General features: G+C 68.4%; 27 protein-coding genes. 23 read left to right on the top strand and 4 right to left on the bottom strand.

What is annotated here, in order from left to right:
- Positions 1 to 299: RNA-dependent RNA polymerase family protein (locus AOM45_RS46220; protein ID WP_201780193.1), on the bottom strand; the 299-nt coding region annotated here is incomplete at its 3' end.
- A 650-nt stretch (positions 300 to 949) separates the two neighbouring features.
- Between AOM45_RS46220 and AOM45_RS50335 the strand changes: the two genes are divergently transcribed.
- Positions 950 to 1126 (top strand): DUF397 domain-containing protein, encoded by a 177-nt coding sequence (locus tag AOM45_RS50335; RefSeq protein ID WP_081902750.1) that lies wholly within the window; start codon positions 950 to 952, stop codon positions 1124 to 1126.
- On the opposite strand, the gene AOM45_RS46225 is transcribed toward AOM45_RS50335, so the two are convergent.
- On the bottom strand, positions 1123 to 2355 hold the full coding sequence (locus AOM45_RS46225; protein ID WP_030473233.1) for an isochorismate synthase: 1233 nt from the start codon (positions 2353 to 2355) through the stop codon (positions 1123 to 1125). The genes AOM45_RS50335 and AOM45_RS46225 overlap by 4 nt on opposite strands.
- Positions 2356 to 2418: 63 nt before the next feature.
- Here AOM45_RS46225 and AOM45_RS46230 point away from each other — a divergent pair, with 63 nt between their 5' ends.
- The 7 genes from AOM45_RS46230 to AOM45_RS46260 are packed head-to-tail and all read left to right on the top strand — an operon-like array spanning position 2419 to position 7193.
- Entirely contained in the window at positions 2419 to 2865 is a 447-nt protein-coding gene (locus AOM45_RS46230) for a DUF3592 domain-containing protein (protein WP_308202636.1), read from the top strand.
- Positions 2866 to 2874: 9 nt separating this feature from the next.
- Positions 2875 to 3816 (top strand): 1,2-phenylacetyl-CoA epoxidase subunit PaaA, encoded by a 942-nt coding sequence (gene paaA / locus AOM45_RS46235; RefSeq protein WP_030473231.1) that lies wholly within the window; start codon positions 2875 to 2877, stop codon positions 3814 to 3816.
- Positions 3813 to 4097, top strand: a complete 285-nt coding sequence (paaB, locus tag AOM45_RS46240; protein WP_030473230.1) for a 1,2-phenylacetyl-CoA epoxidase subunit PaaB — start codon at positions 3813 to 3815, stop codon at positions 4095 to 4097. The genes paaA and paaB overlap by 4 nt, the downstream gene beginning before the upstream one ends.
- A complete protein-coding gene (paaC, locus tag AOM45_RS46245; protein WP_030473229.1) occupies positions 4094 to 4996 on the top strand; it encodes a 1,2-phenylacetyl-CoA epoxidase subunit PaaC in 903 nt (300 codons plus the stop codon). Before paaB ends, paaC begins: the two co-directional genes overlap by 4 nt.
- Positions 4993 to 5484: a 1,2-phenylacetyl-CoA epoxidase subunit PaaD gene (paaD, locus tag AOM45_RS46250; protein ID WP_030473228.1), complete on the top strand. Its 492-nt coding sequence runs from the start codon at positions 4993 to 4995 to the stop codon at positions 5482 to 5484. Before paaC ends, paaD begins: the two co-directional genes overlap by 4 nt.
- 1 nt (position 5485) lies before the next feature.
- Positions 5486 to 6541 carry a 1,2-phenylacetyl-CoA epoxidase subunit PaaE gene (paaE, locus tag AOM45_RS46255; RefSeq protein WP_030473227.1) on the top strand — a complete coding sequence of 352 codons (1056 nt, stop codon included), beginning with the start codon at positions 5486 to 5488 and terminating at the stop codon, positions 6539 to 6541.
- A 37-nt stretch (positions 6542 to 6578) separates the two neighbouring features.
- Complete coding sequence (locus AOM45_RS46260) at positions 6579 to 7193, top strand: hypothetical protein (protein WP_030473226.1); 615 nt, start codon at positions 6579 to 6581, stop codon at positions 7191 to 7193.
- Here AOM45_RS46260 and AOM45_RS46265 read toward each other — a convergent pair.
- A complete protein-coding gene (locus AOM45_RS46265; RefSeq protein ID WP_030473225.1) occupies positions 7178 to 8008 on the bottom strand; it encodes an inositol monophosphatase family protein in 831 nt (276 codons plus the stop codon). The genes AOM45_RS46260 and AOM45_RS46265 overlap by 16 nt on opposite strands.
- A gap of 145 nt (positions 8009 to 8153) precedes the next feature.
- Between AOM45_RS46265 and AOM45_RS46270 the strand changes: the two genes are divergently transcribed.
- From AOM45_RS46270 to AOM45_RS46280, 3 genes are read left to right on the top strand one after another with little or no spacing between them, the layout of a single operon-like run.
- A complete protein-coding gene (locus tag AOM45_RS46270) occupies positions 8154 to 9227 on the top strand; it encodes a glycosyltransferase family 4 protein (protein ID WP_201780194.1) in 1074 nt (357 codons plus the stop codon).
- Positions 9224 to 10321: a glycosyltransferase gene (locus AOM45_RS46275; RefSeq protein WP_030473223.1), complete on the top strand. Its 1098-nt coding sequence runs from the start codon at positions 9224 to 9226 to the stop codon at positions 10319 to 10321. Before AOM45_RS46270 ends, AOM45_RS46275 begins: the two co-directional genes overlap by 4 nt.
- A gap of 35 nt (positions 10322 to 10356) precedes the next feature.
- Positions 10357 to 11079: a demethylmenaquinone methyltransferase gene (locus AOM45_RS46280; RefSeq protein WP_030473222.1), complete on the top strand. Its 723-nt coding sequence runs from the start codon at positions 10357 to 10359 to the stop codon at positions 11077 to 11079.
- 77 nt (positions 11080 to 11156) lie between these two features.
- Here AOM45_RS46280 and AOM45_RS51585 read toward each other — a convergent pair whose 3' ends face one another.
- On the bottom strand, positions 11157 to 12119 hold the full coding sequence (locus AOM45_RS51585; protein WP_030473221.1) for a hypothetical protein: 963 nt from the start codon (positions 12117 to 12119) through the stop codon (positions 11157 to 11159).
- A gap of 241 nt (positions 12120 to 12360) precedes the next feature.
- Between AOM45_RS51585 and AOM45_RS46290 the strand changes: the two genes are divergently transcribed.
- From AOM45_RS46290 to nuoK, 12 genes are all read left to right on the top strand, one after another.
- Entirely contained in the window at positions 12361 to 13626 is a 1266-nt protein-coding gene (locus tag AOM45_RS46290; RefSeq protein ID WP_030473220.1) for a geranylgeranyl reductase family protein, read from the top strand.
- A 265-nt stretch (positions 13627 to 13891) separates the two neighbouring features.
- Positions 13892 to 14257, top strand: a complete 366-nt coding sequence (locus AOM45_RS46295; RefSeq protein WP_030473219.1) for an NADH-quinone oxidoreductase subunit A — start codon at positions 13892 to 13894, stop codon at positions 14255 to 14257.
- Positions 14258 to 14264: 7 nt separating this feature from the next.
- Complete coding sequence (locus AOM45_RS52210) at positions 14265 to 14816, top strand: NuoB/complex I 20 kDa subunit family protein (protein ID WP_030473218.1); 552 nt, start codon at positions 14265 to 14267, stop codon at positions 14814 to 14816.
- Positions 14813 to 15556 (top strand): NADH-quinone oxidoreductase subunit C, encoded by a 744-nt coding sequence (locus AOM45_RS46305; protein WP_030473217.1) that lies wholly within the window; start codon positions 14813 to 14815, stop codon positions 15554 to 15556. The genes AOM45_RS52210 and AOM45_RS46305 overlap by 4 nt, the downstream gene beginning before the upstream one ends.
- A complete protein-coding gene (locus AOM45_RS46310) occupies positions 15553 to 16947 on the top strand; it encodes an NADH-quinone oxidoreductase subunit D (protein WP_030473216.1) in 1395 nt (464 codons plus the stop codon). Before AOM45_RS46305 ends, AOM45_RS46310 begins: the two co-directional genes overlap by 4 nt.
- Complete coding sequence (gene nuoE, locus AOM45_RS46315; protein ID WP_030473215.1) at positions 16944 to 17663, top strand: NADH-quinone oxidoreductase subunit NuoE; 720 nt, start codon at positions 16944 to 16946, stop codon at positions 17661 to 17663. The genes AOM45_RS46310 and nuoE overlap by 4 nt, the downstream gene beginning before the upstream one ends.
- 7 nt (positions 17664 to 17670) lie before the next feature.
- Positions 17671 to 18951, top strand: a complete 1281-nt coding sequence (nuoF, locus tag AOM45_RS46320) for an NADH-quinone oxidoreductase subunit NuoF (RefSeq protein WP_030473214.1) — start codon at positions 17671 to 17673, stop codon at positions 18949 to 18951.
- On the top strand, positions 18948 to 21395 hold the full coding sequence (locus tag AOM45_RS46325; protein WP_030473213.1) for an NADH-quinone oxidoreductase subunit G: 2448 nt from the start codon (positions 18948 to 18950) through the stop codon (positions 21393 to 21395). Before nuoF ends, AOM45_RS46325 begins: the two co-directional genes overlap by 4 nt.
- Positions 21396 to 21415: 20 nt before the next feature.
- Positions 21416 to 22711 carry an NADH-quinone oxidoreductase subunit NuoH gene (nuoH, locus tag AOM45_RS46330; protein WP_030473212.1) on the top strand — a complete coding sequence of 432 codons (1296 nt, stop codon included), beginning with the start codon at positions 21416 to 21418 and terminating at the stop codon, positions 22709 to 22711.
- Between the two features lie 2 nt (positions 22712 to 22713).
- Positions 22714 to 23229 (top strand): NADH-quinone oxidoreductase subunit NuoI, encoded by a 516-nt coding sequence (gene nuoI, locus AOM45_RS46335; RefSeq protein WP_030473211.1) that lies wholly within the window; start codon positions 22714 to 22716, stop codon positions 23227 to 23229.
- A 17-nt stretch (positions 23230 to 23246) separates the two neighbouring features.
- Positions 23247 to 24092, top strand: a complete 846-nt coding sequence (locus AOM45_RS46340; RefSeq protein WP_030473210.1) for an NADH-quinone oxidoreductase subunit J — start codon at positions 23247 to 23249, stop codon at positions 24090 to 24092.
- Entirely contained in the window at positions 24089 to 24388 is a 300-nt protein-coding gene (gene nuoK / locus AOM45_RS46345) for an NADH-quinone oxidoreductase subunit NuoK (RefSeq protein ID WP_030473209.1), read from the top strand. The genes AOM45_RS46340 and nuoK overlap by 4 nt, the downstream gene beginning before the upstream one ends.
- The last annotated feature ends 6 nt before the right edge of the window (positions 24389 to 24394 follow it).

Here is a 24394-nt window from a genome sequence, read left to right on the forward strand (position 1 = left end):
CTGCGGGCCACCACCGTCTGGGCCACCCGGTCGGCCACGGTCGGCACCCCGAGAACCCGGATGCCCGCACCATGCGCTTTCGGGATCTCCACCGCCAGCACCGGAGGCGGGAAGTAGGACCCTGACGACATCCGGTTCCAGATCTTGTACAGATTGCCTTTCAGATCCTTCTCGAACTCCGCCAGCGTCTGCCCGTCCACCCCCGGCGCTCCTTTATTGGCCCTGACCTTCTCCCACGCCTCCTGCACTTCCCACTTCGAAATCTCAAACGACTTGCCCGGCAATTTCAGCTGGTCCACACAACTCCTCCCGGGCCGCGGCCCGGTTGATCGGACGAACAACAGCCACGAATGACCCGGCCCCTTCGCTCCACTCCCACCGCATCAAGCAGGAGCTTCCTCGCTACTACGAACCGGTCCGCCAGCGCGCCCCGCGACGGTACTCAACCCGAGCGGTTTCAGCCGCCCCAGGCGCTCCCTCTCGCTGCCTCAACCTGGGCAGCGGTGTCGGGGCACGCTTTCTCACGTTCCACGCAGAAGCCGCAGATCAGGCTCGCGCCGCCTTCATGCCGGACACCACCTGGCCAATAAACGGGCACCCGCCAGGCTCATCCCGGGTTATCCTCAACGCCCCGGTTCTGATGTCAACCACGATTGTTTCGACACTTCGCAGGCTATGACACAACGCCTTCCTGATCCCCACCTGACACCTCCAACGGATGCCTTTTCCCACACGCTCACCACGACAGTCTTCAGCTAACGCAGCAGTGGGCGGTTTGAAGCCACCCCCCGTAGGGCGACTCCGAAGGGCCAACAACCTTCATCTTCTACGCAGCACCGCCTCAAAGAGTTCTCCTACCTGTCAAACCCCTTTCAGCGTTCGTGACACACTGAGGAACAATCGCGGAGGAAGCTGGCGGAGTACGTCAACCTGCCGCGAGAGGATCTCGATGACCCAGGACCGCACTTGGCGTAAGAGCAGCTACAGCAACGGCACGCCGGAGGGTGAGTGCGTCGAGGTCTCGCTCGCCCACGACGCTCGTGTCCGCGACTCGAAGAACGTGGCCGGTGAGGTGCTGACCTTCAGCACCTCGGCCTGGCGAGCCTTCATCGGACAGGTCTCCTAAAGCCCCTCTAGCGCCTCACGCATCGGCCGCATCTTCGCGTGCGCCTCCTGCACCTCGATGTCCGGATCCGAGTCCGCGACGAGCCCGCACCCCGCGAACAGCCGCGCCGTCGACCCGGAGATCTGCGCACACCGCAGCGCGATCCCGAGCTCTCCGTCGCCGTTGCCGTCGATCCACCCGACCGGCCCGGCGTACCGGCCGCGATCCATCCCCTCCAGCTGCGAGATCAGCTGAGTCGCGTCCAGCCGGGGCGTGCCCCCGACGGCGGCCGTCGGGTGCACGGCCGAACCCAGGTGCAGCAGCGACACCGACGACTCGAGAGTGCCGATCACGTCGCTGGACAGGTGCGACACGTTCGGCAGCCGCAGGACGGAAGGTCCCTCCACGGACATCGTCGTGCAAAAAGGGCGCAACGTCTCCGCGAGAGAGGTGATCGCGTAGTCGTGCTCTTCGAGGTTCTTCTCCGACGACATCAACGCCGAGGCGAGCTCTTCGTCCGAAACACCGTCGTGCGGCCACGTCGTCCCAGCAAGCACGCGTGAGTCGACCACCGAGCCGGTCCGGCGCAGCAGCAGCTCGGGCGTGGCGCCGACCAGACCGTCCACCGCGTAGGCCCAGCACTCCGGGTAGCGGCGGGCCAGGCCCTGCAGCACGAACCGCTGGTCGAGGCGCCGGTCCGTCAGAGCGACCAGGTCGTGGGCCAGCACGACCTTGTCGAGCTCGCCGCCGCGCATCCGCAGAACGGCCTCGTGAACGGCCTCGCGGTACTGCGTGACCGGCAGCTGACCGTTCGCGTATCGGACCGTTGACGGGCGCGAGAGAGGGGCGACGAAAGGGGCCGGGTCCGAGGCGCCGATCGTGGTGACCCACTGCTCGCCGTTGCGGCGGCCCACTACGACTTCGGGGACGATCAGCACCGAGTCGCCGGGGGAGTCGGCGAAGGCCATCGAGATGAACGCGACGGGGCCGCTGCCGGGTACGCCCAGCTCGTCGTCCACGTCGAGGTGGGCGCAGAACTCCTGCCACCACTTGTCGGCCTGCGCGAACCGGTCCGGACCGCTGACCTCCAGCCGCGCGGCCTCGCCCCAGCCGACCAGGCCGGACCCGTCGCGCACCCAAGCGAGCGCGTGCTCCGGGTCTGGCAGCAGTCCGAGCAGGTCGGAGGCTGTGTCCCGCCTCGACCGGACGCGGATTCGCTGCCGTGCTCGCGATGTGGGTGCTGAGGTCACTCTCCGACTGTATGGACCTCAACCTGAAAGCGCGGCATCCGCCCGGCTCTAGACTTCTCAGTTGTGGTGGAGGACGCACTGACCAAGCCGCCGCTCGGCGTACGCGTCCGCCGTGCGGTCTGCAGAACGTTGCTCGTCGTCGGTGGGGTGGTCACGCTCGTGTGCGTGCTTCTGCCCATAGCGTGCTGGCGGGACGACGTGGCCATCGAGAAGCACATGGGGCAGGCGATCGCGCAGGTCGACTCCGTCTCCTTCAACAGGACGGTTGTGCGCTACGCCACACCGGACGGTCGCGTGATCATCCCGTCCCAGGGGGTGCTGTACCCGTCGGGTCTCAACGTCGGGGACAACGTGCGGGTCGAGTACGACCAGACGAACCCCGAACTCACCCGTGTCGCCGGACGGACGGCGGTGCTCAGCCTGCTGCCCGTCGGCACCTTCCTCGTGGCTGTGTGGCTGGTCGTCGCGGCCGTTGTGACAGTTCTACGCAGATTCGGCACTCAGGTGTAACATCGGGGCATGGCGGATGACCTGGAGCTGCGCTTCGAGCGCACGGTGCAGGCTGACGCGCGCATCGAGCCGCGCGACTGGATGCCCGACGGCTACCGGAAGACCCTGATCAGGCAGATCGCCCAGCACGCCCACTCCGAGATCATCGGGATGCAGCCGGAGGGCAACTGGATCAGCCGCGCGCCCTCGCTGAGGCGCAAGGCGATCCTGCTGGCGAAGGTGCAGGACGAGGCAGGCCACGGCCTGTACCTGTACTCGGCGACCGAGACGCTCGGAGCCGACCGCGAGGACCTGACGACCAAGCTCATCGAGGGCCGCCAGAAGTACTCCTCGATCTTCAACTACCCCACGCTGACGTTCGCGGACGTCGGTGTCATCGGCTGGCTGGTCGACGGCGCCGCGATCTGCAACCAGGTGCCGTTGTGCCGCACGTCCTATGGGCCGTACGCGCGCGCAATGATCCGCATCTGCAAGGAGGAGTCGTTCCACCAGCGTCAGGGCTACGAGCTGCTCATGACGATGATGCGCGGCACGCAGCAGCAGCGCGACATGGTGCAGGACTCGGTGAACCGGTGGTGGTGGCCGGCGCTGATGATGTTCGGCCCGCCGGACTCGGAGTCAACGAACACCGAGCAGTCCATGGCGTGGCGGATCAAGCGCGACACCAACGACGAGCTGCGGCAGAAGTTCGTGAACATGAGCGTGCCGCAGGCCGAGGCGCTCGGCGTGACGTTCCCCGACCCCGAGCTCAAGTGGAACTCCGACCGCGGGCAGTACGACTTCGGCTCGCCGGACTGGGACGAGTTCTGGCAGGTCGTCAAGGGTGGCGGCGTCTGCAACGAGCAGCGCATCGCCCACCGCCGCAAGGCGCACGAGGACGGCGCCTGGGTCCGTGAGGCCGCTGCCGCGCACGCCCAGAAGCAGGCTGTTGTGAAGGAAGGTGCCGCGTGAGCACGTCTTGGCCCCTGTGGGAAGTGTTCGTGCGCGGCAAGCGCGGCCTGAACCACGTGCATGTCGGTTCGCTGCACGCGCCGGACGCCGAAATGGCGCTGCGCAACGCCCGTGACGTCTACACGCGTCGCAACGAGGGCGTCTCGATCTGGGTCGTGCCCGCGGCCGCGATCACGGCCTCGTCGCCGGACGAGAAGGACCCGTTCTTCGCGCCGTCCGGGGACAAGGTCTACCGGCACCCGACGTTCTACGCGATTCCCGAGGACGTGCCGCACCTATGAGCTTCGACAACGCTTACGAGTCGCTTCTCGGCCACGAAGACGCGCACTGGGCGTTCGGGACGGGCTTCTCCGAGGCACTGTCCGGCGTGAACCGCGAGTTCCCGGCCGATGTCGACAAAGACGCCCTGGCCGCGTACTGCCTGATGCTCGGCGACGACGCGTTGATCTTCTCGCAGCGGCTCGCGGAGTGGTGCTCGCGTGCGCCCGAGCTGGAAGAGGACATCGCTCTCGCGAACATCGCCCTCGACCTGCTGGGGCAGGCCCGCATGCTGCTGACGCGCGCCGGCGAGGTGCTCGGGAAGTCCGAGGACGAGCTTGCGTACCTGCGCGACGAACGCGAGTTCCGCAACGTGCACCTGGCCGAGATCGACTGCGGTCCGGGCCCCGGCGGCGACTTCGGCACGACCATCGCGCGCCTGTTGGTGTTCTCGTCGTGGCGTCTCGCGCTCTTCTCCCGGCTGGCCCCATCTCCTTTCTGGGCAGGCTCGGCCGACCCGGTGCTCGCCGCCATCGCGGAGAAGGGCCTGAAGGAGCTGGCCTACCACCGCGACCACGCCGCGCAGTGGACCGTCCGGCTCGGCGACGGCACCGACGAGTCGCACCGCCGCGTGCAGGCCGGTCTGGAGCGCGTGTGGCCGTTCGTGGACGAGCTGTTCGCCACACACGCCGTCGAAACGCGCCTCCCCGGCGTCGCGGTCGACCCGGCCTCGGTGAAGTCCGAAGTGGACGGTGTGCTCGACGCGGTGCTGTCGGCCGCGGGTCTCACGCGCCCGGCGGACACCCGAGCCGCGCGCGTCGCCGGCATGGCGGGTCGCGACGGCGTGCACACCGAGGCCATGGGCTACCTGCTCGCCGAGATGCAGCACCTGCACCGCTCGCTGCCGGGAGCGGTCTGGTGACGACGGCACTCGAGATCGCGTCGGCCGTGCGGGACCCGGAGCTCCCGGTCCTCACGCTGGCGGACCTCGGCGTGCTGCGCGACGTGTCGGAAGCGGACGGTCGCGTGGTCGTCACCATCACCCCGACCTACTCGGGCTGCCCCGCGATTGACGAAATGGGCGCTGACCTGCGCCGATCGTTGACCTCCGCGGGCTACTCGGAGGTCGAGGTGCGCCTGTCGCTGTCGCCGGCGTGGACGACGGACTGGATCAGCGACGAGGGCCGCTCGAAGCTGGCCGCCGCGGGCATCGCGCCGCCGTCGCGGGTCGGGCCGTCCGTCGCGGGCCCGGTGCCGCTGAACCTCGTGCCGCCGTCACGCCAGGTCGCCTGCCCGCAGTGCGGTTCGCCCAACACGTCGGAGATTTCCCGCTTCGGCTCGACCGCGTGCAAGGCCCTGCGCCGCTGCAACGCGTGCGCCGAACCGTTCGAGCACGTCAAGGAGATCTGAGTTGTCGCCCAGAACCGGCAAGCGGAGGGCCGCTTTCCACAAGCTGACGGTCGCCCGCGTCGACCGCCTCTGCGACGACGCCGTCGCTGTCACCTTCGACGTGCCCGCCGACCTGTCGGACGAGTTCGCCTTCGCCGCGGGCCAGTACCTGACCCTGCGCCAGGGCGACGAGCGCCGTTCGTACTCGATCTGCGCCCCCACCGGCGCCGCCCCGCGCATCGGCGTGCGCCGCGTCGACGGCGGCCAGTTCTCGACGTGGCTGGTCGACCGCCTGTCTCCGGGGGACGTGGTCGAGGTCCTGCCGCCCCTGGGCAAGTTCACGCCCTCGGGGGTCGGCGCACACCACGGCCTGGTGGTCGCGGGCTCCGGCATCACCCCGGCCCTGTCGATCGCCGCGACCGTGCTCGCCACCGGCGCCCGCGTGACGCTCATGTACGGCAACCGCAGCACCAACACGGTGATGTTCGCCGACGAGCTGGCCGACCTGAAGGACCGCTACCCGGCGATGTTCCAGCTGATCCACGTCCTGTCCCGCGAACCGCGCGACGTGGAGCTCTTCACCGGCCGCCTGAACGCTACGAAGCTGAACGCGCTGTTCGACACCATCGTGCCGTTCGACGGCATCGACGAATGGTGGCTGTGCGGCCCGTACGAGATGGTGCAGGACGCCACGGCCGTGCTGCGCACACGTGGCGTGGCACCAGAACACGTGCACCACGAGCTCTTCTACGTCGACGAGCCGCCGCCCCCACCGCGCCGTGCGGAGGCCGTGGTGGACGCGGCCGCCTCCGTGACGGTGGTGCTGGACGGCAAGTCGACCACGCTGCCGCTGCCGGCCGACGAGCCGATCCTGGACGCTGCACAGCGCGTGCGTGCGGACCTGCCGTTCGCGTGCAAGGGCGGTGTGTGTGGCACGTGCCGTGCGTTGGTCACCGAGGGCACGGTGGAGATGCGGCGGAACTACGCGCTCGACCAGTCCGAGGTGGAGGCCGGGTTCGTGCTGACGTGTCAGGCGTTGCCGACCAGTGAGTGCGTGACGGTCGACTTCGACGCTTGACCACCAACACGGCGTGGAAGTGGCACGATCACCAGTCATGGGTGTCGTCGTTCGTTCAGTGCTGTGGGGATCCGCGGTCGGTTTCGTGCTCATGGGTGCCCTCATGACAATCGGCGTGACCGCCACCGCGAAGAGCACCGATCCGGTCGGCATCTCCATCGCGGTGGTCATCATCTCCGGCGTGATGATGGGCGGGGTCCCCGGCTCACTGATCGGCCTGGTCATCGGCCTGATCCGTCGCTCGATCAACCGGCCGCGCCAGCCGGTGCCGTACTTCCCGCTGGCTCCCCAGCAGCCCTACGACATGTGGTCCGAGCAGGTCGAACGCTGCGCCGAGTCGGCGCGCAGGGTCTCCGCGGCCGTGCAGACCGTGCCCAAGTCGGCGGCCAAGGACTGGCTGCAGCGGATCAGCGAGCAGCTGACCAAGGAGCTCGACGACGTGCGCGGGATCGCGCAGCTGGGCAGGGCGCTGGGGGCGGTCGACCAGCAGCACCCCGTCTACCAGCGGTTGCTCAAGGCCGCGCACGACTTCAAGCAGTTCGAGAACCAGGTCGGCCGGGTCGCGTTGCAGATGTTCGACCACCCCGAGCTGGACGAGGCGCGCACCCATCTCGAGATGCTCGAGAAGCAGCTGCCTCAGCTGTCCACCTGAAGCGCGGACTGCCACCAGCCCAGCACCTCGTCCGCGGCGTCGGGTGCGGCCACCAGGAGGCCGTCCACGGGTAGTTGGGCTCCCTCGCCCCGTCTGTCCAGCACGACCGCACCGGACTCCACGGCCAGTGACACCGCACCGGCCACGTCCCACTCGTGGTAGCCGTGCAGCACGGCAGCAGCGACGTGGCCCAACGCCACCTGTGCCACGGCCAGGCATTTCGAGCCGAGAACGCGCACGCCCGTGCCGGCTGTTGCGGCTGTGGAGATGAATTCGCCCATGCCGGGCCATGGGCCGGAACGGGTCATCTCAGTGCACACGACCAGAGAGTCGCCCTGGCGTTCGGTCAGGCGGACCGGGGTGCCGTTCGCGCGCATGCCGCGGCCTCGGGCGGCTGCGTAGATCTGGGAGCGGTACGGGTCCGCCACCACGCCGACGACCGGGCCCCAGCGGTCCACCAGGGCCAGGCTGTAGGCGCACCACGGCATGCCCGCGGTGTAGTTCGCGGTGCCGTCCACCGGGTCGACCACCCAGCGGAACTCCGAGTCGTCGGGGACCGCGTCGGAGTTCTCGCAGAACACGGGGATCGACGGGAACTCCTTGGTGAGCACGCGGCGGGTGTGGCGTTCCAGGGTGCGGTCGGTGTCGGTGACCCAGTCGAACGGTGACTCGTCGGAGTCGGGACGCACGCCGCGGCCGGCGGTGGCCATGATGACGTCCGAGGCGTCGTTCGCCAGGCGACCGGCCACTTCCAGGGCGATGGACACCAGGCCGGGGTCCACCGGGTGCGCGGGACGGGACGACAAGACGGTCATGCTGGCCTAGTTTCACCGCGTCCGGTGACCGGGAACCGACGCGAAGATGACGAATCGACGATCACCTGGCCACGACGTGAGGTGTTCGGACCGCGTCAAATTGAGTGTCACGTGGACTTCACGCTGGCACCCCAGGGTGTCCTCTGTGCGCGTAGCGATCGTTACCGAGAGCTTCCTGCCCCAGGTGAACGGGGTCACCAACTCCGTTCTCCGTGTGCTGGAACACCTGCGGCGAGGCGGCCACCAGGCTCTGGTGGTCGCGCCCGGTTCCGGCGCCGACGACCACCTCAGCACTCCGGTCGTCAGAGTTTCCTCCGTCGACGTGCCCATGGTGACCAGCCTGCCCATCGGGGTGCCGAGCCCCAGAGTCCACCACGCGCTGGCGGACTTCGAGCCCGACGTCGTGCACCTCGCCTCACCGTTCGTGCTCGGCGCGTACGGGCTGCGGGCCGCCCGCAGGCTCGACGTGCCGACCGTCGCGGTCTACCAGACCGACGTCGCCGGGTTCGCGGGCAACTACGGGCTCGGGCTCACCAAGCGCGCGGCGTGGAGGTGGACCAAGCGCCTGCACACGCTGGCCGACCGCACGCTGGCGCCGTCGAGCTCGGCGGTGGAAGCGTTGGAACGGCACGGTGTTCCGCGCGTGCACCGGTGGGGCCGCGGTGTCGACGTCGACCTCTTCCACCCGCGCCCCAAGCACAACGACGAGCTCACGATCGGCTACGTCGGCCGTCTCGCGCCGGAGAAGCAGGTCCACCGGCTCAGGGAGCTGCACGACCTGCCGGGCGTGAAGCTGCGGATCGTCGGCGACGGCCCGGACCGCGAACAGCTCGAACGCGACCTTCCCAACGCCGAGTTCCTGGGCTTCCGCACCGGTCAGGCGCTCGCCGAGGCCTACGCGTCGCTCGACGTCTTCATCCACACCGGACCGCACGAGACGTTCTGCCAGGCCGTGCAGGAGGCGCTCGCGACCGGGCTGCCGGTGCTCGCGCCGAACGCGGGCGGTCCGCGCGACCTCGTGCGGCACGGCCGGACCGGGTACCTGTTCGAGGACGACCTCGTGCAGTACCTGGATCTGCTGCGGGACCCGTTGCGGCGCAAGCGGTTCGGCCTCGCGGCACGCAGGTCGGTGCTGTCCCGCACGTGGCCAGCGATCTGCGACGAGCTGATGGGCCACTACGCCGCGGTCACCGGACTCGCTCACCGGGCGGCCGCTTGAGGATCGTCCAGCTCGCCAACTTCTACGGGCCGAAGTCGGGCGGGCTCCGCACGGCGCTGCACCACCTCGGCACCGGCTACGTGCAGTCGGGCCACGAGGTGGTGCTGGTCGTGCCGGGCGACCGCCGCGCCGACGAGGTGCTGCCCGGCGGTGTCCGGCGCGTCACGCTGCCCGCGGTGAAGATCCCGTACACCGGCGGTTACCGCGTCGTGGACCCGTGGCGGGTGAAGGCGCTGGTGGAGCACCTGGAGCCGGACCGGCTGGAGGTCTCCGACCGGCTGACGTTGCGCGGCATGGGCGCGTGGGCGAGCGAGCGCGGCATCCCGAACGTCGTGATCTCCCACGAACGCCTCGACCGCCTGCTGCGGTTCGTGCTGCCCGAGCACCCGGCGGTGCGGGCCGCGGACTGGGCCAACCGGCGCATGGCCGCTTCGTACGACACGGTCGTGTGCACGACCGGGTTCGCCCGCGAGGAGTTCGACCGCATCGGCGCGCGCAACGTCACCCAGGTGCCGCTCGGCGTCGACCTGACCACGTTCACGCCCCGTCGCCACTCGGCCGATCTGCGGCGGGACCTGTTGCGAGGCGAGGAGAACCTGCTCATCCACTGTGGACGGTTGTCACCGGAGAAGCACGTCGAACGCTCCGTCGACACGCTCGCCGAACTGCACGAGCAGGGCCACTCGGCACGCCTGGTGATCGCGGGCGACGGCCCTCGCCGCGCCTTCCTGGAGAAGCGCGCGGCCGGCCTGCCGGTGACCTTCCTCGGCTTCGTGAAGTCACGCCTGGACGTCGCCTCGCTGCTCGCCTCGGCGGACCTCTCGCTCGCGCCCGGCCCGCACGAGACGTTCGGCCTCGCGGCACTGGAGGCCCTGGCCAGCGGAACCCCGGTCGTCGTGAGCCGGAGCAGCGCGCTGAAGGAGATCGTCCAGCCGTCGTGCGGCGCGGCGGTCGACGACCACGCCGCGGCGTTCGCTTTCGCGGCCCGGCAGCTCCTCGAATCGGGGTCACGGGAGGCAGCCCGCGCGCGTGCGGAGGAGTACCCGTGGCACGCGGCGGTCGACGGCATGCTGACGGCCCTGAAGGTGCCCTGAAGATGATCTCAGCTGGCCTGACCTAGTCTTGGGCCATGTCGCGAGCCGGCTTGGACAAGAACCCCCGCGAGGTCGCCGAGATGTTCGACGGCGTGGCCCAGGGCTACGACCGCACGAACTCGGTCATGACGCTGGGCTTCGACCGCCGCTGGAGGGAGTGGAGCAGGCGCGTGCTCGACGCCCGTCCCGGCGAGAAGGTCCTCGACCTGGCCGCCGGCACCGCCGTGTCCACCGTCGAGTACGCCGAGTCCGGCGCCTGGTGCGTCGCCGCCGACTTCTCCGTCGGCATGCTCGCCTCCGGTGCCCACCGCCGCGTCCCGAAGGTGGCCGCCGACGCCCTGCGCCTGCCGTTCAAGGACAACTCGTTCGACGCCGTCACGGTGTCCTTCGGCATCCGCAACTTCAACGACACGGTCGTCGCCCTGCGCGAGATGGCCCGCGTGGTGAAGCCGGGTGGCCGCATGGTGATCTGCGAGGTCTCCACCCCGGTGTGGAAGCCGTTCCGCTTCGTCTACATGCGGTACCTGCTCAAGCTCCTGCCGTTGATCGCGAAGTTCGTCTCCTCGAACCCGGTGGCCTACTCGTACCTGGCCGAGTCGATGGCGACCTGGCCGGACCAGCGGGCGCTGGGCGAGCTGATCTCGCAGGCGGGCTGGGAGGACGTCGCCTGGTTCAACCTGACGGGCGGCATGGTGGCCCTGCACCGCGCGACCAAGCCGAACCCCGTCCCCGCCGAGCCGCCCACCCCAACCCCCTAACCACCCCGCGCGCTTGCTTTGCTGCACGCGGGGCCCCAACGTCCTCTTCTGCAGTACGAAAGCTCCCCGCGTACTTCTCAGATCGGGCGCCACAGCGTGGCTGATACGTCGGGTCTGGGACGCTGTGCCGCTGAGCGGTAGGCGCCGCGCAACTCGTCGATGACTCCGGCCGGATCATGCTTGAGTCGTGACGGAATGGTGTGCACTGTCATCACGCCGTTGGCCAGGAGCGTGGAGTGCTGCGCCATCGTCCGTGCGTAGTCATCGGGCATGAGGTGAAACTCGACGGAATCGATCTGCCAAGCGAGTCCGACGTCGTCCCACCAACCGTCCACCACAGCAAGCTGTTCGCCAACCGAAGACTTGATCATCACGTTCCACTGCGGGTTCGGCAACGTTGATCGGTGGATCAGTGAACGTGACCACGCTTCGGCAGCAGAGCGGACGCCGTCGTTTACCTCGTCCAGCACACGTCTGGGCAGATGGGTACCCGCCAGCCGGAGATCTCTGAGCTCCTCGGCGAGTGCCTCGGGTGAACAGAGTTGCCTCTGGACGGCATCCGCGATCAACGCTCGTACCACGTCGAGGCCCCGCTCTTTGCGGGCTGCGTCGATGAGTGCCCGCGCGAGCGTCACCACGGGGAATCCGTCGATCAGCGTCCCGTCCCATGGCCGATTCGATCGTTCGACGAGCATCGAGCCTTGGCTTGCGATGCGACGGCCGTGAGGGACGAGGACGTGAATGCGATGGTCAGCCGGCAGGCGGCGCACTCCGTACCTACGAGCTGCTTCAAGGCCGGTGAGAGAGGTCAACGGGCCTGCCCGGAGCAGTGCGCCTCGAACGAGTTGCCGTCGGCTCGGTGCGCCTCCGGTGAGCAGGTAGACACCCAGGAACAGCCGAGTCCAGCCGCCTCCAGGACGGCACTTTGCGGCCAACGTGTTCCCGCTGAACCCCAGCTCCAGCAGGTGGCGGCGAGCGGCTACCCCGTCTTCGAAGATCTCAGCCAGCAGCCCGTAGTCGATCGATCGCTTGTTTCGCACTCGGCCAATCATCGGCATGAGACGGCCACGTTCAACTACACGTTGATCCACATGTGGACAACTCGCGATCTTCGAGAGTACGCGGGGAGCTTTCGTACTCTCCTGCAGGACGTCGGGGCCCCGCGTGCCGGAAAGTGTGGGGAGTGTCGTGGGGTGGGCTGAGGCAGCGCCTGGCAGCCCTGGTCTCAGGAGAGGGCGGTTAGAGTCGCGAGGGAGTCACGGCACACGTTAGGGAGTCTGGATGAGCAGGCGCGGGATCAACGAGGACGCCGACGTCATCGTGGTGGGGGCGGGACCGGCGGGCTCGACCGCGGCGACCTACCTCGCCAGGGCAGGCCTCGACGTCCTCCTGCTGGAAAAGAGCACCTTCCCCAGGGAGAAGGTCTGCGGCGACGGGCTCACCCCGCGCGGCGTCAAGCAGCTCATCGACCTGGGCATCGACACCCGCGAGAGCAACGGCTGGCTCCACAACAAGGGGCTCAGGGTCGTCGGCGGCGGTGTCACGCTGGAGCTGGACTGGCCTGATCTGGCCACGTTCCCCAACTACGGCGTCGTGCGGCCGCGCATGGACTTCGACGAGATGCTGGCCAACGCGGCCAAACAAGCCGGCGCACGCATGCACGAGCACACCACGGTCACCAAGGCCATCGTCGAGAACGGCCGGGTCGTCGGCGTCGAGGCCAAGCAGGGACCGGAGAAGAACCCGGTCACGTACCGGGCGCCGATCGTCGTGGGCTGCGACGGCGTGTCCGCGCGACTCGCGCTGTCGGTCGGTCTGCAGAAGGACGACAACAAGCCCATGGGTGTCGCGGTCCGCCGCTACTACAGCAGCCCGCGCACCAAGGACGACTACCTCGAGAGCCACCTCGAACTGTGGGCGCCGGACGGCCAGCTGCTGCCCGGTTACGGCTGGATCTTCGGCATGGGCGACGGCAGCGTGAACGTCGGCCTCGGCATCCTCAGCACGTCGAAGGCCTACGGCACGACGGACTACCGCCAGCTCCTTCGCTCCTGGCTCGACGCGACGCCCGAGGAGTGGGGCTTCCGCGAGGAGAACGCGACCAGCCGCATCGGTGGCGCCGCGCTGCCCATGGGCCTCAACCGCAAGCCGCACTACCGGGCGGGTCTGGTGCTCGTCGGCGACGCGGGCGGCATGGTCAACCCGTTCAACGGCGAGGGCATCGGCTACGCCATGGAGTCGGCCAAGATCGCGTCCGAGTCGATCGTCCAGGCCCTCGCGCGGACCGGCGTCAACCGTGAACGCGCGCTGCACGGTTACCCCGTTCGGATCGAACAGGCGCTCGGCAGTTACTACCGGCTCGGGAACGTCTTCTCGAAGCTCATCGGGAACCCGGCGATCATGCGGACCGCAACGAAGTACGGAATGCCGCGGAAACGCCTGATGAAACTCGTGCTCAAGCTGCTCGCGGGCCTCTACGACCCCAAGGACGGCGACTCAATGGACCGCCTCATCGTGGCCGCGACGAAGCTCGCTCCGACGGCATAAATTACTCCGAATAGGTGACGGCACCGGCTCAATACGAGCCGGTGCCGTTTCGCATGTGTCAGCCAAGTTAAAGCCCCAGGTCAGACCCTGTGATCTAGGTCATTTACAGGCGTTCTACACTGGCGGGCGACCTTGTGAATCACTTCACAACAGTGTGAACAAGCTTGTGAACTGTTTCACAAGCGGTTGTTAGGTTCGCCTAACAATCGAGTCGGACAACAACACCCTTAGGGTGCGGTCGACCGCGAGGAAAGGACGACGGAGCGTGCTTGACCCTTACCTCCCCCTCGTATTGATGTTCGCGCTCGCCGGGGCGTTCGCACTGTTCTCGGTGACCGCAGCGCCCTACATCGGACCCCGCCGCTACAACAAGGCGAAGCTCGACGCGTACGAGTGCGGCATCGAGCCGAGCCCGCAGCCGGTCGTGGGTGGTGGGCGCATGCCCGTCGCCTACTACCTGACGGCGATGCTCTTCATCTTGTTCGACATCGAAATGGTCTTCCTCTACCCGTTCGCCGTCGCTGCCGACAAGCTCGGGCTGTTCGGGCTGGTGGAGATCGTCCTGTTCGTCGCCACGCTCGGCTTCGCGTACGTCTACGTGTGGCGTCGCGGCGGCCTCGACTGGAACTGAGGAAGTCATGGGTCTCGAGGAGAAGCTCCCGAACGGCATCCTGCTGACCAGCGTCGAGAAGCTGGTCAACTGGACCCGCAAGTCCTCGCTGTGGCCTGCCACCTTCGGCCTGGCCTGCTGCGCCATCGAGATGATGACGACGGGTGGTCCGCGCTACGACCTCGCCCGCTTCGGCATGGAGGTCTTCCGGGCCTCACCGCGCCAGGCGGACCTGATGATCGTGGCCGGCCGCGTCACCAACAAGATGGCGCCGGTGCTGCGGCAGATCTACGACCAGATGCCCGAGCCGCGCTGGGTGCTGGCCATGGGCGTGTGCGCCAGCAGTGGCGGCATGTTCAACAACTACGCGGTGGTACAGGGCGTCGACCACGTCGTGCCCGTCGACATGTACCTGCCGGGCTGCCCGCCGCGGCCGGAGATGCTGATGGACGCGATCCTCAAGATCCACGCCAAGATCATGGACGAGCCGCTGAACGCCGTGCGCGCCAAGGCACTCGCCGACTCGGGCTACCGCACCGATCTCATCCCGTCCTCCGAGCGTTTTGCGAGGAAGAAGTGACCGAGCCAGGGGGAGAGCACTCCAGCGCAGACCGCGCGGGTGAGGGCCTCGAGAAGACCAACGGAGCAGAGGCCAAAGCGCCGATCTTCGCGGGCAAGGAGCGCAAGGGCCTCTTCGGCGTCACCGGCTCCGGTGACACGTCCGGCTTCGGTGGCCTGCGCCTGCCCGCCCACGTGGCCGCTCCGTCCGAGCGCCCGTTCGGCGGCTGGTTCGACGAGGTCGCCGACGAGCTCTTCGCCGCGATCAGCGACAAGGGCCTGCCCGCCGACACGGTGCAGCAGGTGACGGTCGACCGCGGCGAGATCACCTTCTACCTCAGGCCGGAGACGTTGCTGGAGGTGGCGCGCATCTGCCGCGACACCCCGTCGCTGCGCTTCGAGCTCTGCAGCTCGGTGTCCGGTGTGGACTACGGCGCCGACGTGCCGCAGCGCCTGCACTCGGTCACGCACCTGACGTCGATGACCTACCGCCGCCGGATCCGGCTCGAGGTCGCGGTCGACGTCGACGACCCGCACGTGCCGAGCCTCGTCGAGGTCTACCCGACGGCGGACTGGCAGGAGCGCGAGACCTGGGACATGTTCGGGATCATCTACGACGGTCACCCCGGACTGACCCGCATCCTCATGCCGGACGACTGGGACGGCCACCCGCAGCGCAAGGACTACCCGCTGGGCGGCATTCCGGTCGAGTACAAGGGCGCGGAGATTCCTCCGCCGGACCAGAGGCGGTCGTACTCATGACCGAGCGACTTTCCGACGTCACCACCGGAACCGACACCAGCGCGACCGGCAGTGACAGCACGGACGACGTCAACACCCGCACCAACGCCGAGGTCGCGGAGTCGCGCCGCACCACCGAGGGCACCGTCTACACGGTCACCGGCGGCGACTGGGACGAGGTGCTCGCGGACGCCGTCCACGACGAGCGCATCGTCATGAACCTCGGCCCGCAGCACCCGTCGACGCACGGTGTGCTCCGCCTGGTCCTGGAGCTCGAGGGCGAGACGGTCACGCACGCCCGCAGCGTCATCGGCTACCTGCACACGGGTATCGAGAAGAACTGCGAGTACCGGACCTGGGTCCAGGGCGTCACGTTCATCACGCGCACGGACTACCTGGCGCCGCTGCACCACGAGACCGCCTACTGCATGGGCGTCGAGAAGCTGCTCGGCATCACGGTGCCGGACAAGGCGCAGGCGATCCGCGTGCTGCTGATGGAGCTCAACCGCATCAGCTCGCACCTCGTCGCGCTCGCCACCGGCGGCATGGAGCTCGGTGCTCTCACCGGCATGACCTCCGGCTTCCGCGAGCGCGAGGAAGTCCTGCACCTGCTGGAGCACCTCACCGGTCTGCGCATGAACCACGCGTTCATCCGCCCCGGTGGCCTCGCCCAGGACCTGCCGAACGACGCGATCGAGAAGATCAACGCGTTCGTCAAGGTCATGGAGAAGCGGCTCCCGGACTACGACAAGCTGCTCACCGGCCAGCCGATCTGGCGCAACCGCCTCGCGGGCGTGGGCTACCTGCCCGTCGACGCGTGCCTCGCGCTCGGCATCACCGGCCCGATCCTGCGTTCCGCGGGCCTCGCCTGGGACCTGCGCAAGATCGAGCCGTACAGCGGCTACGAGAACTACACCTTCGACGTGCCGACCTCGAACGCGGCGGACTGCTTCGCGCGGTACCTGCTGCGGCTCGAGGAGATGCACCAGTCGCTGAAGATCGTCAAGCAGGTCGTGAAGAGCCTGCCGACCGGTCCGGTGATGGTCGAGGACGCCAAGATCGCGTGGCCCGCGCAGCTCACGATCGGCAGCGACGGCATGGGCAACTCGCTCGAGCACGTCCGCAAGATCATGGGCCAGTCCATGGAGTCCCTCATCCACCACTTCAAGCTGGTGACCGAGGGCTTCAAGGTGCCGGCCGGTCAGGTCTACGTGCCGGTCGAGTCGCCGCGCGGCGAGCTGGGCTACCACCTCGTCTCCGACGGCGGCACGAGGCCGATGCGCGTGCACCTGCGCGAGCCCAGTTTCGTGAACCTCCAGTCGATGCCCGCGATGTGCGAGGGCGGCATGGTCGCCGACGTGATCGCCGCCGTCGCCTCGATCGACCCGGTGATGGGTGGTTGCGACCGATGACTCAGGCTGCTGAGAACACCACTTTCGACCAGTCCACTGTGGACCGCGCGCAGGCGATCATCGCCCGCTACCCGCAGTCCCGCAGTGCGCTGCTGCCGATGCTGCACCTGGTGCAGTCGGTCGAGGGCTACGTGAGCCAGGACGGCATCCGGTTCTGCGCCGGTCAGCTCGACCTGAGCGAGGCCGAGGTCAGCGCGGTCGCGACGTTCTACACGATGTACAAGCGCCGCCCGTGCGGTGAGCACCTCGTGAGCGTCTGCACCAACACGCTGTGCGCGGCTCTGGGCGGCGACGACATCTACTCGACGCTCAAGAGCCACCTCGGCGTGGGCCACGAGGAGACCGCGGGCGAGCCGGGCACGCCGGGCTCGATCACGCTGGAGCACGCCGAGTGCCTCGCCGCGTGCGACCTCGGCCCGGTTCTCCAGGTGAACTACGAGTTCTACGACAACCAGACGCCGGACAAGGCTCTGGAGCTGGTGAAGGCGCTGCAGAACGGGGAGAAGCCCGCCCCGACCCGCGGCGCGCCGCTCACCGACTTCAAGCAGGCCGAGCTCCAGCTCGCCGGGTTCTTCGAGGGCCGCGACGCGGACCTCGACGGCCCGTCGGCGGCACCGGAGACGTTGCGGGGCGCGCAGATCGCGAAGGACCGCGGCTGGGACGCCCCGAACATGCCGGCGAACGCCGAGTTCCCTGCACTGCCGGAAAAGAAGTAGGGATCACATGGTCAACCCGCTGACTCCCGTTCTCACCAAGCGCTGGACCGAGCCCAGGTCCTGGACGATCGAGACCTACGAGCGCACCGGTGGCTACACCGCCCTGCCCAAGGCGCTCAAGGCCCACCCGGACCAGCTCATCCAGCAGTGCAAGGACTCCGGGCTGCGCGGCCGCGGCGGCGCGGGCTTCCCCACCGGCATGAAGTGGGGCTTCATCCCGCAGGGCGACGGCAAGCCGCACTACCTCGTCATCAACGCCGACGAGGGCGAGCCGGGCACCTGCAAGGACATCCCGCTGATGATGGCGGACCCGCACTCGCTGATCGAGGGCGTGATCATCACGTCGTACGCGATCCGCGCGAACTTCGCGGCGATCTACGTCCGCGGTGAGGTCCTGCACTGCATCCGGCGGCTGAACGCGGCCGTCAAGGACGCCTACGCCAAGGGCTACCTGGGCAAGGACATCCTCGGCAGCGGGTTCGACCTGGACGTGGTGATCCACGCCGGAGCCGGCGCGTACATCTGCGGCGAGGAGACCGCGCTGCTCGACTCGCTGGAGGGCCGTCGTGGCCAGCCGCGACTCAAGCCGCCGTTCCCCGCGACCTCGGGCCTCTACGCGTCGCCCACTGTCGTGAACAACGTCGAGACCATCGCGTCGGTTCCCTTCATCGTCAACGGTGGCGCGGACTGGTTCCGCGAGATGGGCCGCGACCGGTCGCCCGGTCCGAAGATCTACTCGCTGTCCGGTCACGTCACGAACCCCGGCCAGTACGAGGCGCCGATGGGCACCACGCTCCGGCAGCTGCTGGACATGGCCGGTGGCATGAAGGACGGCATCCCGCTGAAGTTCTGGACGCCGGGTGGTTCGTCCACCCCGCTGTTCACCGCGGAGCACCTCGACGTGCCGCTGGACTTCGAGGGTGCCGCCGAGGCCGGGTCGATGCTCGGCACGACGGCGCTGCAGATCTTCAACGAGACCGTGTCCGTGCCGTGGGCCGTCATGAAGTGGACGGAGTTCTACAAGCACGAGTCGTGCGGCAAGTGCACGCCGTGCCGCGAGGGCACGTACTGGCTCGTGCAGATCCTGCAGCGGATGGTGGCGGGCAACGGCACGGCGAGCGACATCGACACGTTGCTCGACGTCTGCGACAACATCCTCGGCCGTTCCTTCTGCGCGCTCGGTGACGGTGCCGTCAGCCCGATCACCAGTGGCATCAAGTACTTCAAGGACGAGTTCCTGGCTCTCTGCGACCAGAACTCCAAGGTCCTGGCTGGAGCGAACGCATGACCATCGCCCCTGACAAGAACTCCACCGAGCTGGTCGTCCCGGAAGGGCACGTCAAGCTGGTCATCGACGGTGTGGAGGTGGTGGCTCCCAAGGGCGAGCTGCTGATCCGCACGGCCGAGCGCCTCGGCACGGTCATCCCGCGCTTCTGCGACCACCCGCTGCTGGAGCCCGCGGGCGCCTGCCGCCAGTGCCTCGTCGAGGTCGAGATGGGCGGCCGGCCGATGCCGAAGCCGCAGGCCTCCTGCACGATGACGGTCGCGGACGGCATGGTCGTGAAGACCCAGCTGACCTCGCCGGTCGCGGACAAGGCCCAGCAGGGCGTGATGGAGCTGCTGCTCATCAACCACCCGCTGGACTGCCCGATCTGCGACAAGGGCGGTGAGTGCCCGCTGCAGAACCAGGCGATCGCCCACGGCCGCAGCGACTCCCGCTTCCACGAGCACAAGCGGACGTTCCCGAAGCCGATCAACATCTCCACGCAGGTGCTGCTCGACCGCGAACGCTGCGTGCTCTGCCAGCGCTGCACCCGGTTCTCCGCGCAGATCGCCGGTGACCCGTTCATCGAGCTGCTGGAGCGCGGTGCGCAGCAGCAGATCGGTGTGGCGAAGGAGAAGCCGTTCCAGAGCTACTTCTCCGGCAACACCATCCAGATCTGCCCGGTCGGTGCTCTCACGAGTGCCGCCTACCGGTTCCGCGCCCGGCCGTTCGACCTCGTGTCGACGCCGAGCGTCTGCGAGCACTGCTCGTCCGGTTGCGCCGAGCGCACCGACTGGCGGCGCGGCAAGGTGCAGCGCAAGCTCGCCGGTGACGACCCGCAGGTCAACGAGGAGTGGATCTGCGACAAGGGCCGGTTCGCCTTCCGCTACGCCACGGCCGACGACCGCATCACGCGGCCGATGGTCCGCGACGCCGAGACCGGTGAGCTGCGCGAGTCGTCGTGGACGGAGGCGCTGCAGGTCGCGGCGGCCGGTCTGCTCGCGGCCCGTGACGCGAACGGCGTCGGTGTCCTCACCGGTGGCCGGCTGACCGTCGAGGACGCCTACGCGTACTCGAAGTTCGCCCGGATCGCGTTGCACACCAACGACATCGACTTCCGCGCCCGGCCGCACAGCGCCGAGGAGCTGGAGTTCCTGTCCGGCACCACGGTGTTCACGAACCCGGACAACGGCGTCACCTTCCAGGGCATCGAGTCCGCACCGGCCGCGCTGCTGGTCGCGTTCGAGCCGGAGGAGGAAGCGCCGATCGTCTTCCTGCGCCTGCGCAAGTCGGCTCGCAAGGGCACCACGAAGGTCTTCCACCTCGGCCAGTTCACGACCCCGGCCGTGGAGAAGACGTTCGGCACGCTGCTCGCCTGCGTGCCCGGTGCCGAGGCGAACGCCCTGAACGCGTTGCCGGATCACGCTTCCGACGTCGTCGAGCTGCTCGGCAAGCCCGGTGCGGTGATCCTCGTCGGCGAGCGCGCCGCCGAGATCCCCGGCGCTTTCACCGCGGTCGCCCGGCTGGCCGAGCGCACCGGGGCCAAGGTCGCGTGGATCCCGCGCCGTGCCGGTGAGCGCGGTGCGCTCGCGGTCGGTGCCACGCCGAACCTGCTGCCCGGTGGCCGCCACGTCGCGAACACCGCGGCGCGCACCGAGGTCGAGCGCACCTGGGGCGTCGAGGAGGGCTCGCTCCCGGCGAACCCCGGCCGCGACACCACCGGAATCCTCGAGGCCGCCGCGAACGGTCAGCTGTCCGGCCTGGTGGTCGGCGGCGTCGACCCGTTCGACCTGCCGGACCCGGCGCTGGCCGAGAAGGCGTTGGCCCAGGCCGGTTTCGTCGTGAGCCTCGAGCTGCGGCCGAGCGCGGTCACCGCGCACGCCGACGTCGTGCTCCCGATCGCCCCGGCGGTCGAGAAGTCCGGCAGCTACCTCAACTGGGAGGGCCGCCGCCGCGAGTTCGGCACGACGCTCGAAGGCACCGGTGCGCTGCCGGACTGCCGCGTGCTCGACACCCTCGCGGTGGAGATGGACGCGGACCTGTTCACGCAGACGCCTGCGGCCGCGGCCGCGGACCTGGCCCGCCTCGGCGAAGGCGCTCCGAGCGGCTCCTCGCTCAACGTCGCCGCACCGCTGCAGTCCCCGGCCGGTGCCGGCAAGGCCGTGCTCGCCACGTGGCACCGCCTGATCGGCAACGGATCGCTGCAGGTGGACGAACCGCACCTCGCCGGCACGGCCCGCCCGGTCGTCGCGAAGGTCGCGGAGGCCACCGCGCAGCAGTTCGGCCTGGAGACCGGCGGCTACGTGACGGTCTCCACCGAACGCGGCGCGATCACGCTCCCGGTCGAGACCGACGACCTGCCCGAGGGCGTCATCTGGCTGCCCACCAACTCGGGTGACGTGACCGTCCGGGCCACTCTCGGCGCGGGCCACGGCTCGATCGTCTCCGTCAGCGGAGGGAAGTCATGACGAAGAACTTCGCAGCGGAGATCGGCGACACCGCCAAGCTCCTCGCGGACGACCCGATCTGGCTGGTCCTGATCAAGGTCGTCGGGATCTTCGCGTTCCTGGTGGTCATGACCCTGTTCATGATCAACTGGGAGCGCAAGGTCGTCGCCAGGATGCAGCACCGTCCCGGCCCCAACCGGGTCGGCCCGAACGGCTGGCTGCAGTCGCTCGCGGACGGTTTGAAGCTCGCGTTCAAGGAGGACATCCGCCCGGTCCTCGCGGACAAGTGGGTGTTCTTCCTCGCGCCGGTGATCTCCTGCATCCCCGCGTTCCTCGCGTTCTCGGTGATCCCGCTCGCGGGCGAGGTCAACATGTTCGGCCAGCAGACCGCGCTGCAGCTCGTCGACCTCCCGGTCGGCGTGCTGGTGGTGCTGGCCTGCTCCTCGATCGGCGTCTACGGCATCGTGCTGTCCGGCTGGGCCTCCGGCTCGCCGTACCCGCTGCTCGGCGCCCTGCGGTCGGCCGCGCAGGTGATCTCCTACGAGATCGCGATGGGCCTGTCGATCGTCGCGGTGATCATGTTCACCGGCTCGATGTCGACCGGTGACATCGTGGGAGCGCAGGCGTCCACCGTGCTCGGGTTCGCGCCCGGCTGGTTCGGCCTGCTGCTGTTCCCCAGCTTCGCGATCTACGTCGTGTCGATGGTCGGCGAGACCAACCGCGCCCCGTTCGACCTCCCCGAGGCCGAGTCGGAGCTGGTCGGTGGTTTCCACACGGAGTACAGCTCGCTGAAGTTCGCGCTGTTCTTCCTCGCCGAGTACGTCAACATGGTCACCGTCTCCGCGCTCGCGACCACGCTCTTCCTCGGCGGCTACCACGCGCCGTGGAGCGGCGACTTCCTGAACACCGGCTGGTGGGGCCTGCTCTGGTTCATCATCAAGACGCTGGCGTTCCTCTTCCTCTTCATCTGGCTGCGCGGCACGCTTCCCCGCCTGCGCTACGACCAGTTCATGAAGCTGGGCTGGAAGGTGCTGGTCCCGACCAGCCTCGTCTGGATCATGGCCGTCGCGGTCATCCGCACCGGTGCGATCCAGCAGCTCTCCACGGCACAGCGGCTCATCGCGCTGGGCGTGGTCGTCGGCCTGGTCCTGCTGGTCTCGTTCCTGCTGCCGGACAAGAAGGTCCAGGACACCAAGGGAGTTCCGCTCGCCGGCTCCGGCTTCCCGGTGCCTCCGCTCGACCTCGCGGTCCCCAAGTCAGCGCCCAAGCGCAAGGTCAAGGTCGCCAACATCCCCAAGGACACGGCAGCCGTCACCACCGGTAAGGAGGCTGAGTAGGGATGTTCGAGTCCCTCAAAGGCTTCGGCGTCACCTTCGGCACCATGTTCAAGAAGGTGGTGACGGAGGAGTACCCCGAGGTCAAGAAGGTGACCGCGCCGCGGTTCCACGGCCGTCACCAGCTGAACCGGCATCCGGACGGGCTGGAGAAGTGCGTCGGCTGCGAGCTGTGCGCGTGGGCCTGCCCGGCGGACGCGATCTTCGTCGAGGGTGGCGACAACACCGAGGAAGCGCGTTACTCGCCCGGTGAGCGCTACGGCATGGACTACCAGATCAACTACTTGCGGTGCATCGGCTGCGGCCTGTGCATCGAGGCGTGCCCGACGCGTTCGCTCACGATGACGAACGAGTACGAGCTCGCCGACGACAACCGCCAGGACCTGATCTTCACCAAGGAAGACCTGCTGGCGCCGCTGCTGCCCGGCATGGAGCAGCCGCCGCATCCGATGCGGTTGGGCAACAACGAGACCGACTACTACGTGAACGGCCCGCAGCTGGCGAAGGAGGCCGGACAGTGAGCCTTCCCGCAGTTGATGTGCTCAGTCAGTTCCTGGCCCAGCAGCCGGAGCCCGTCCAGCGCGTGGTCGACACCGTCACCACGGGCGAGGCCATCGCGTTCTGGGTGCTCGGCCCGCTCGCGCTGGCCGGCGCGCTCGGCATGCTCTTCGCGCGCAACGCGGTGCACTCCGCGCTGTGGCTCGTGGTGACGATGCTCAGCCTCGGTGTGCTGTACATGATCCAGCAGGCGCCGTTCCTCGGCTTCGTGCAGATCATCGTCTACACCGGCGCGATCATGATGCTGTTCCTGTTCGTGCTCATGATGGTCGGCCGCGACAGTTCGGACTCCGTGGTCGAGGTCATTCGCGGACAACGGCTCGCGGCCGCGTTGCTCGGCATCGGGTTCGCCGTGCTGATGGTCGGTTCCGTCGGCCGCGCGCTCACCTCGGTCCAGTCCAAGGGCCTGGCTGAGGCGAACACCACGAACGGCGGCAACGTCGGCAACATCGGCACGAAGCTCTTCACGGACTACCTGTTCGCGTTCGAGCTCACGTCGGCGCTGCTGATCACCGCCGCGCTCGGCGCGATGATCCTGGCCTTCGTCGGCCGCGACGGGAAGCCCGCCCGCAAGACGCAGAAGGAACTCGTCGAGGAGCGTTTCCAGGAGGGCAAGCGGGTCGGGTCCATCCCCGGTCCCGGTGTCTTCGCCACCGCGAACTCGGTGGCCACCCCCGCACTGCTGCCCGACGGCAGCGTGTCGGAGGAGTCGCTGTTCGAGGTCATCGAGGCGACCGACTCCTCCACGCTCTCGGACGACCTCGCCGAGGTCGCGGGCACCGGGCACCAGCCGGACTCGCACGCGCTCAAGGGAAGTGAGTCGTGACTCCGACGTACTACCTGCTGTTGTCGGCACTGCTGTTCAGCATCGGCGCCGTCGGCGTCCTGGTGCGCCGCAACGCGATCGTGGTCTTCATGTGCGTCGAGCTCATGCTCAACGCGGTCAACCTGAGCCTCGTGACGTTCGCGCGGATCAACGGCTCGCTCGACGGTCAGGTGATGGCGTTCTTCGTGATGGTCGTCGCCGCGGCGGAGGTCGTCGTCGGCCTCGCGATCATCATGTCCATCTTCCGCACGCGTCGCTCGGCCTCGGTCGACGACTCGAACCTGCTGAAGTACTGAGGGGTC

This window comes from Lentzea aerocolonigenes, from assembly GCF_000974445.1.
GTDB classification, from domain to species: domain Bacteria; phylum Actinomycetota; class Actinomycetes; order Mycobacteriales; family Pseudonocardiaceae; genus Lentzea; species Lentzea aerocolonigenes.

Bases quoted from the DNA above. Each gene is read 5' to 3' on its own strand.
- AOM45_RS50335 (WP_081902750.1), top strand. From the start codon at position 950: ATGACCCAGGACCGCACTTGGCGTAAGAGCAGCTACAGCAACGGCACG.
- paaA (WP_030473231.1), top strand. From the start codon at position 2,875: ATGGCGGATGACCTGGAGCTGCGCTTCGAGCGCACGGTGCAGGCTGAC.
- paaC (WP_030473229.1), top strand. From the start codon at position 4,094: ATGAGCTTCGACAACGCTTACGAGTCGCTTCTCGGCCACGAAGACGCG.
- AOM45_RS46260 (WP_030473226.1), top strand. From the start codon at position 6,579: ATGGGTGTCGTCGTTCGTTCAGTGCTGTGGGGATCCGCGGTCGGTTTC.
- AOM45_RS46265 (WP_030473225.1), bottom strand. From the start codon at position 8,008: ATGACCGTCTTGTCGTCCCGTCCCGCGCACCCGGTGGACCCCGGCCTG.
- AOM45_RS46280 (WP_030473222.1), top strand. From the start codon at position 10,357: ATGTCGCGAGCCGGCTTGGACAAGAACCCCCGCGAGGTCGCCGAGATG.
- AOM45_RS46290 (WP_030473220.1), top strand. From the start codon at position 12,361: ATGAGCAGGCGCGGGATCAACGAGGACGCCGACGTCATCGTGGTGGGG.
- AOM45_RS52210 (WP_030473218.1), top strand. From the start codon at position 14,265: ATGGGTCTCGAGGAGAAGCTCCCGAACGGCATCCTGCTGACCAGCGTC.
- AOM45_RS46310 (WP_030473216.1), top strand. From the start codon at position 15,553: ATGACCGAGCGACTTTCCGACGTCACCACCGGAACCGACACCAGCGCG.
- nuoE (WP_030473215.1), top strand. From the start codon at position 16,944: ATGACTCAGGCTGCTGAGAACACCACTTTCGACCAGTCCACTGTGGAC.
- nuoF (WP_030473214.1), top strand. From the start codon at position 17,671: ATGGTCAACCCGCTGACTCCCGTTCTCACCAAGCGCTGGACCGAGCCC.
- AOM45_RS46325 (WP_030473213.1), top strand. From the start codon at position 18,948: ATGACCATCGCCCCTGACAAGAACTCCACCGAGCTGGTCGTCCCGGAA.
- nuoI (WP_030473211.1), top strand. From the start codon at position 22,714: ATGTTCGAGTCCCTCAAAGGCTTCGGCGTCACCTTCGGCACCATGTTC.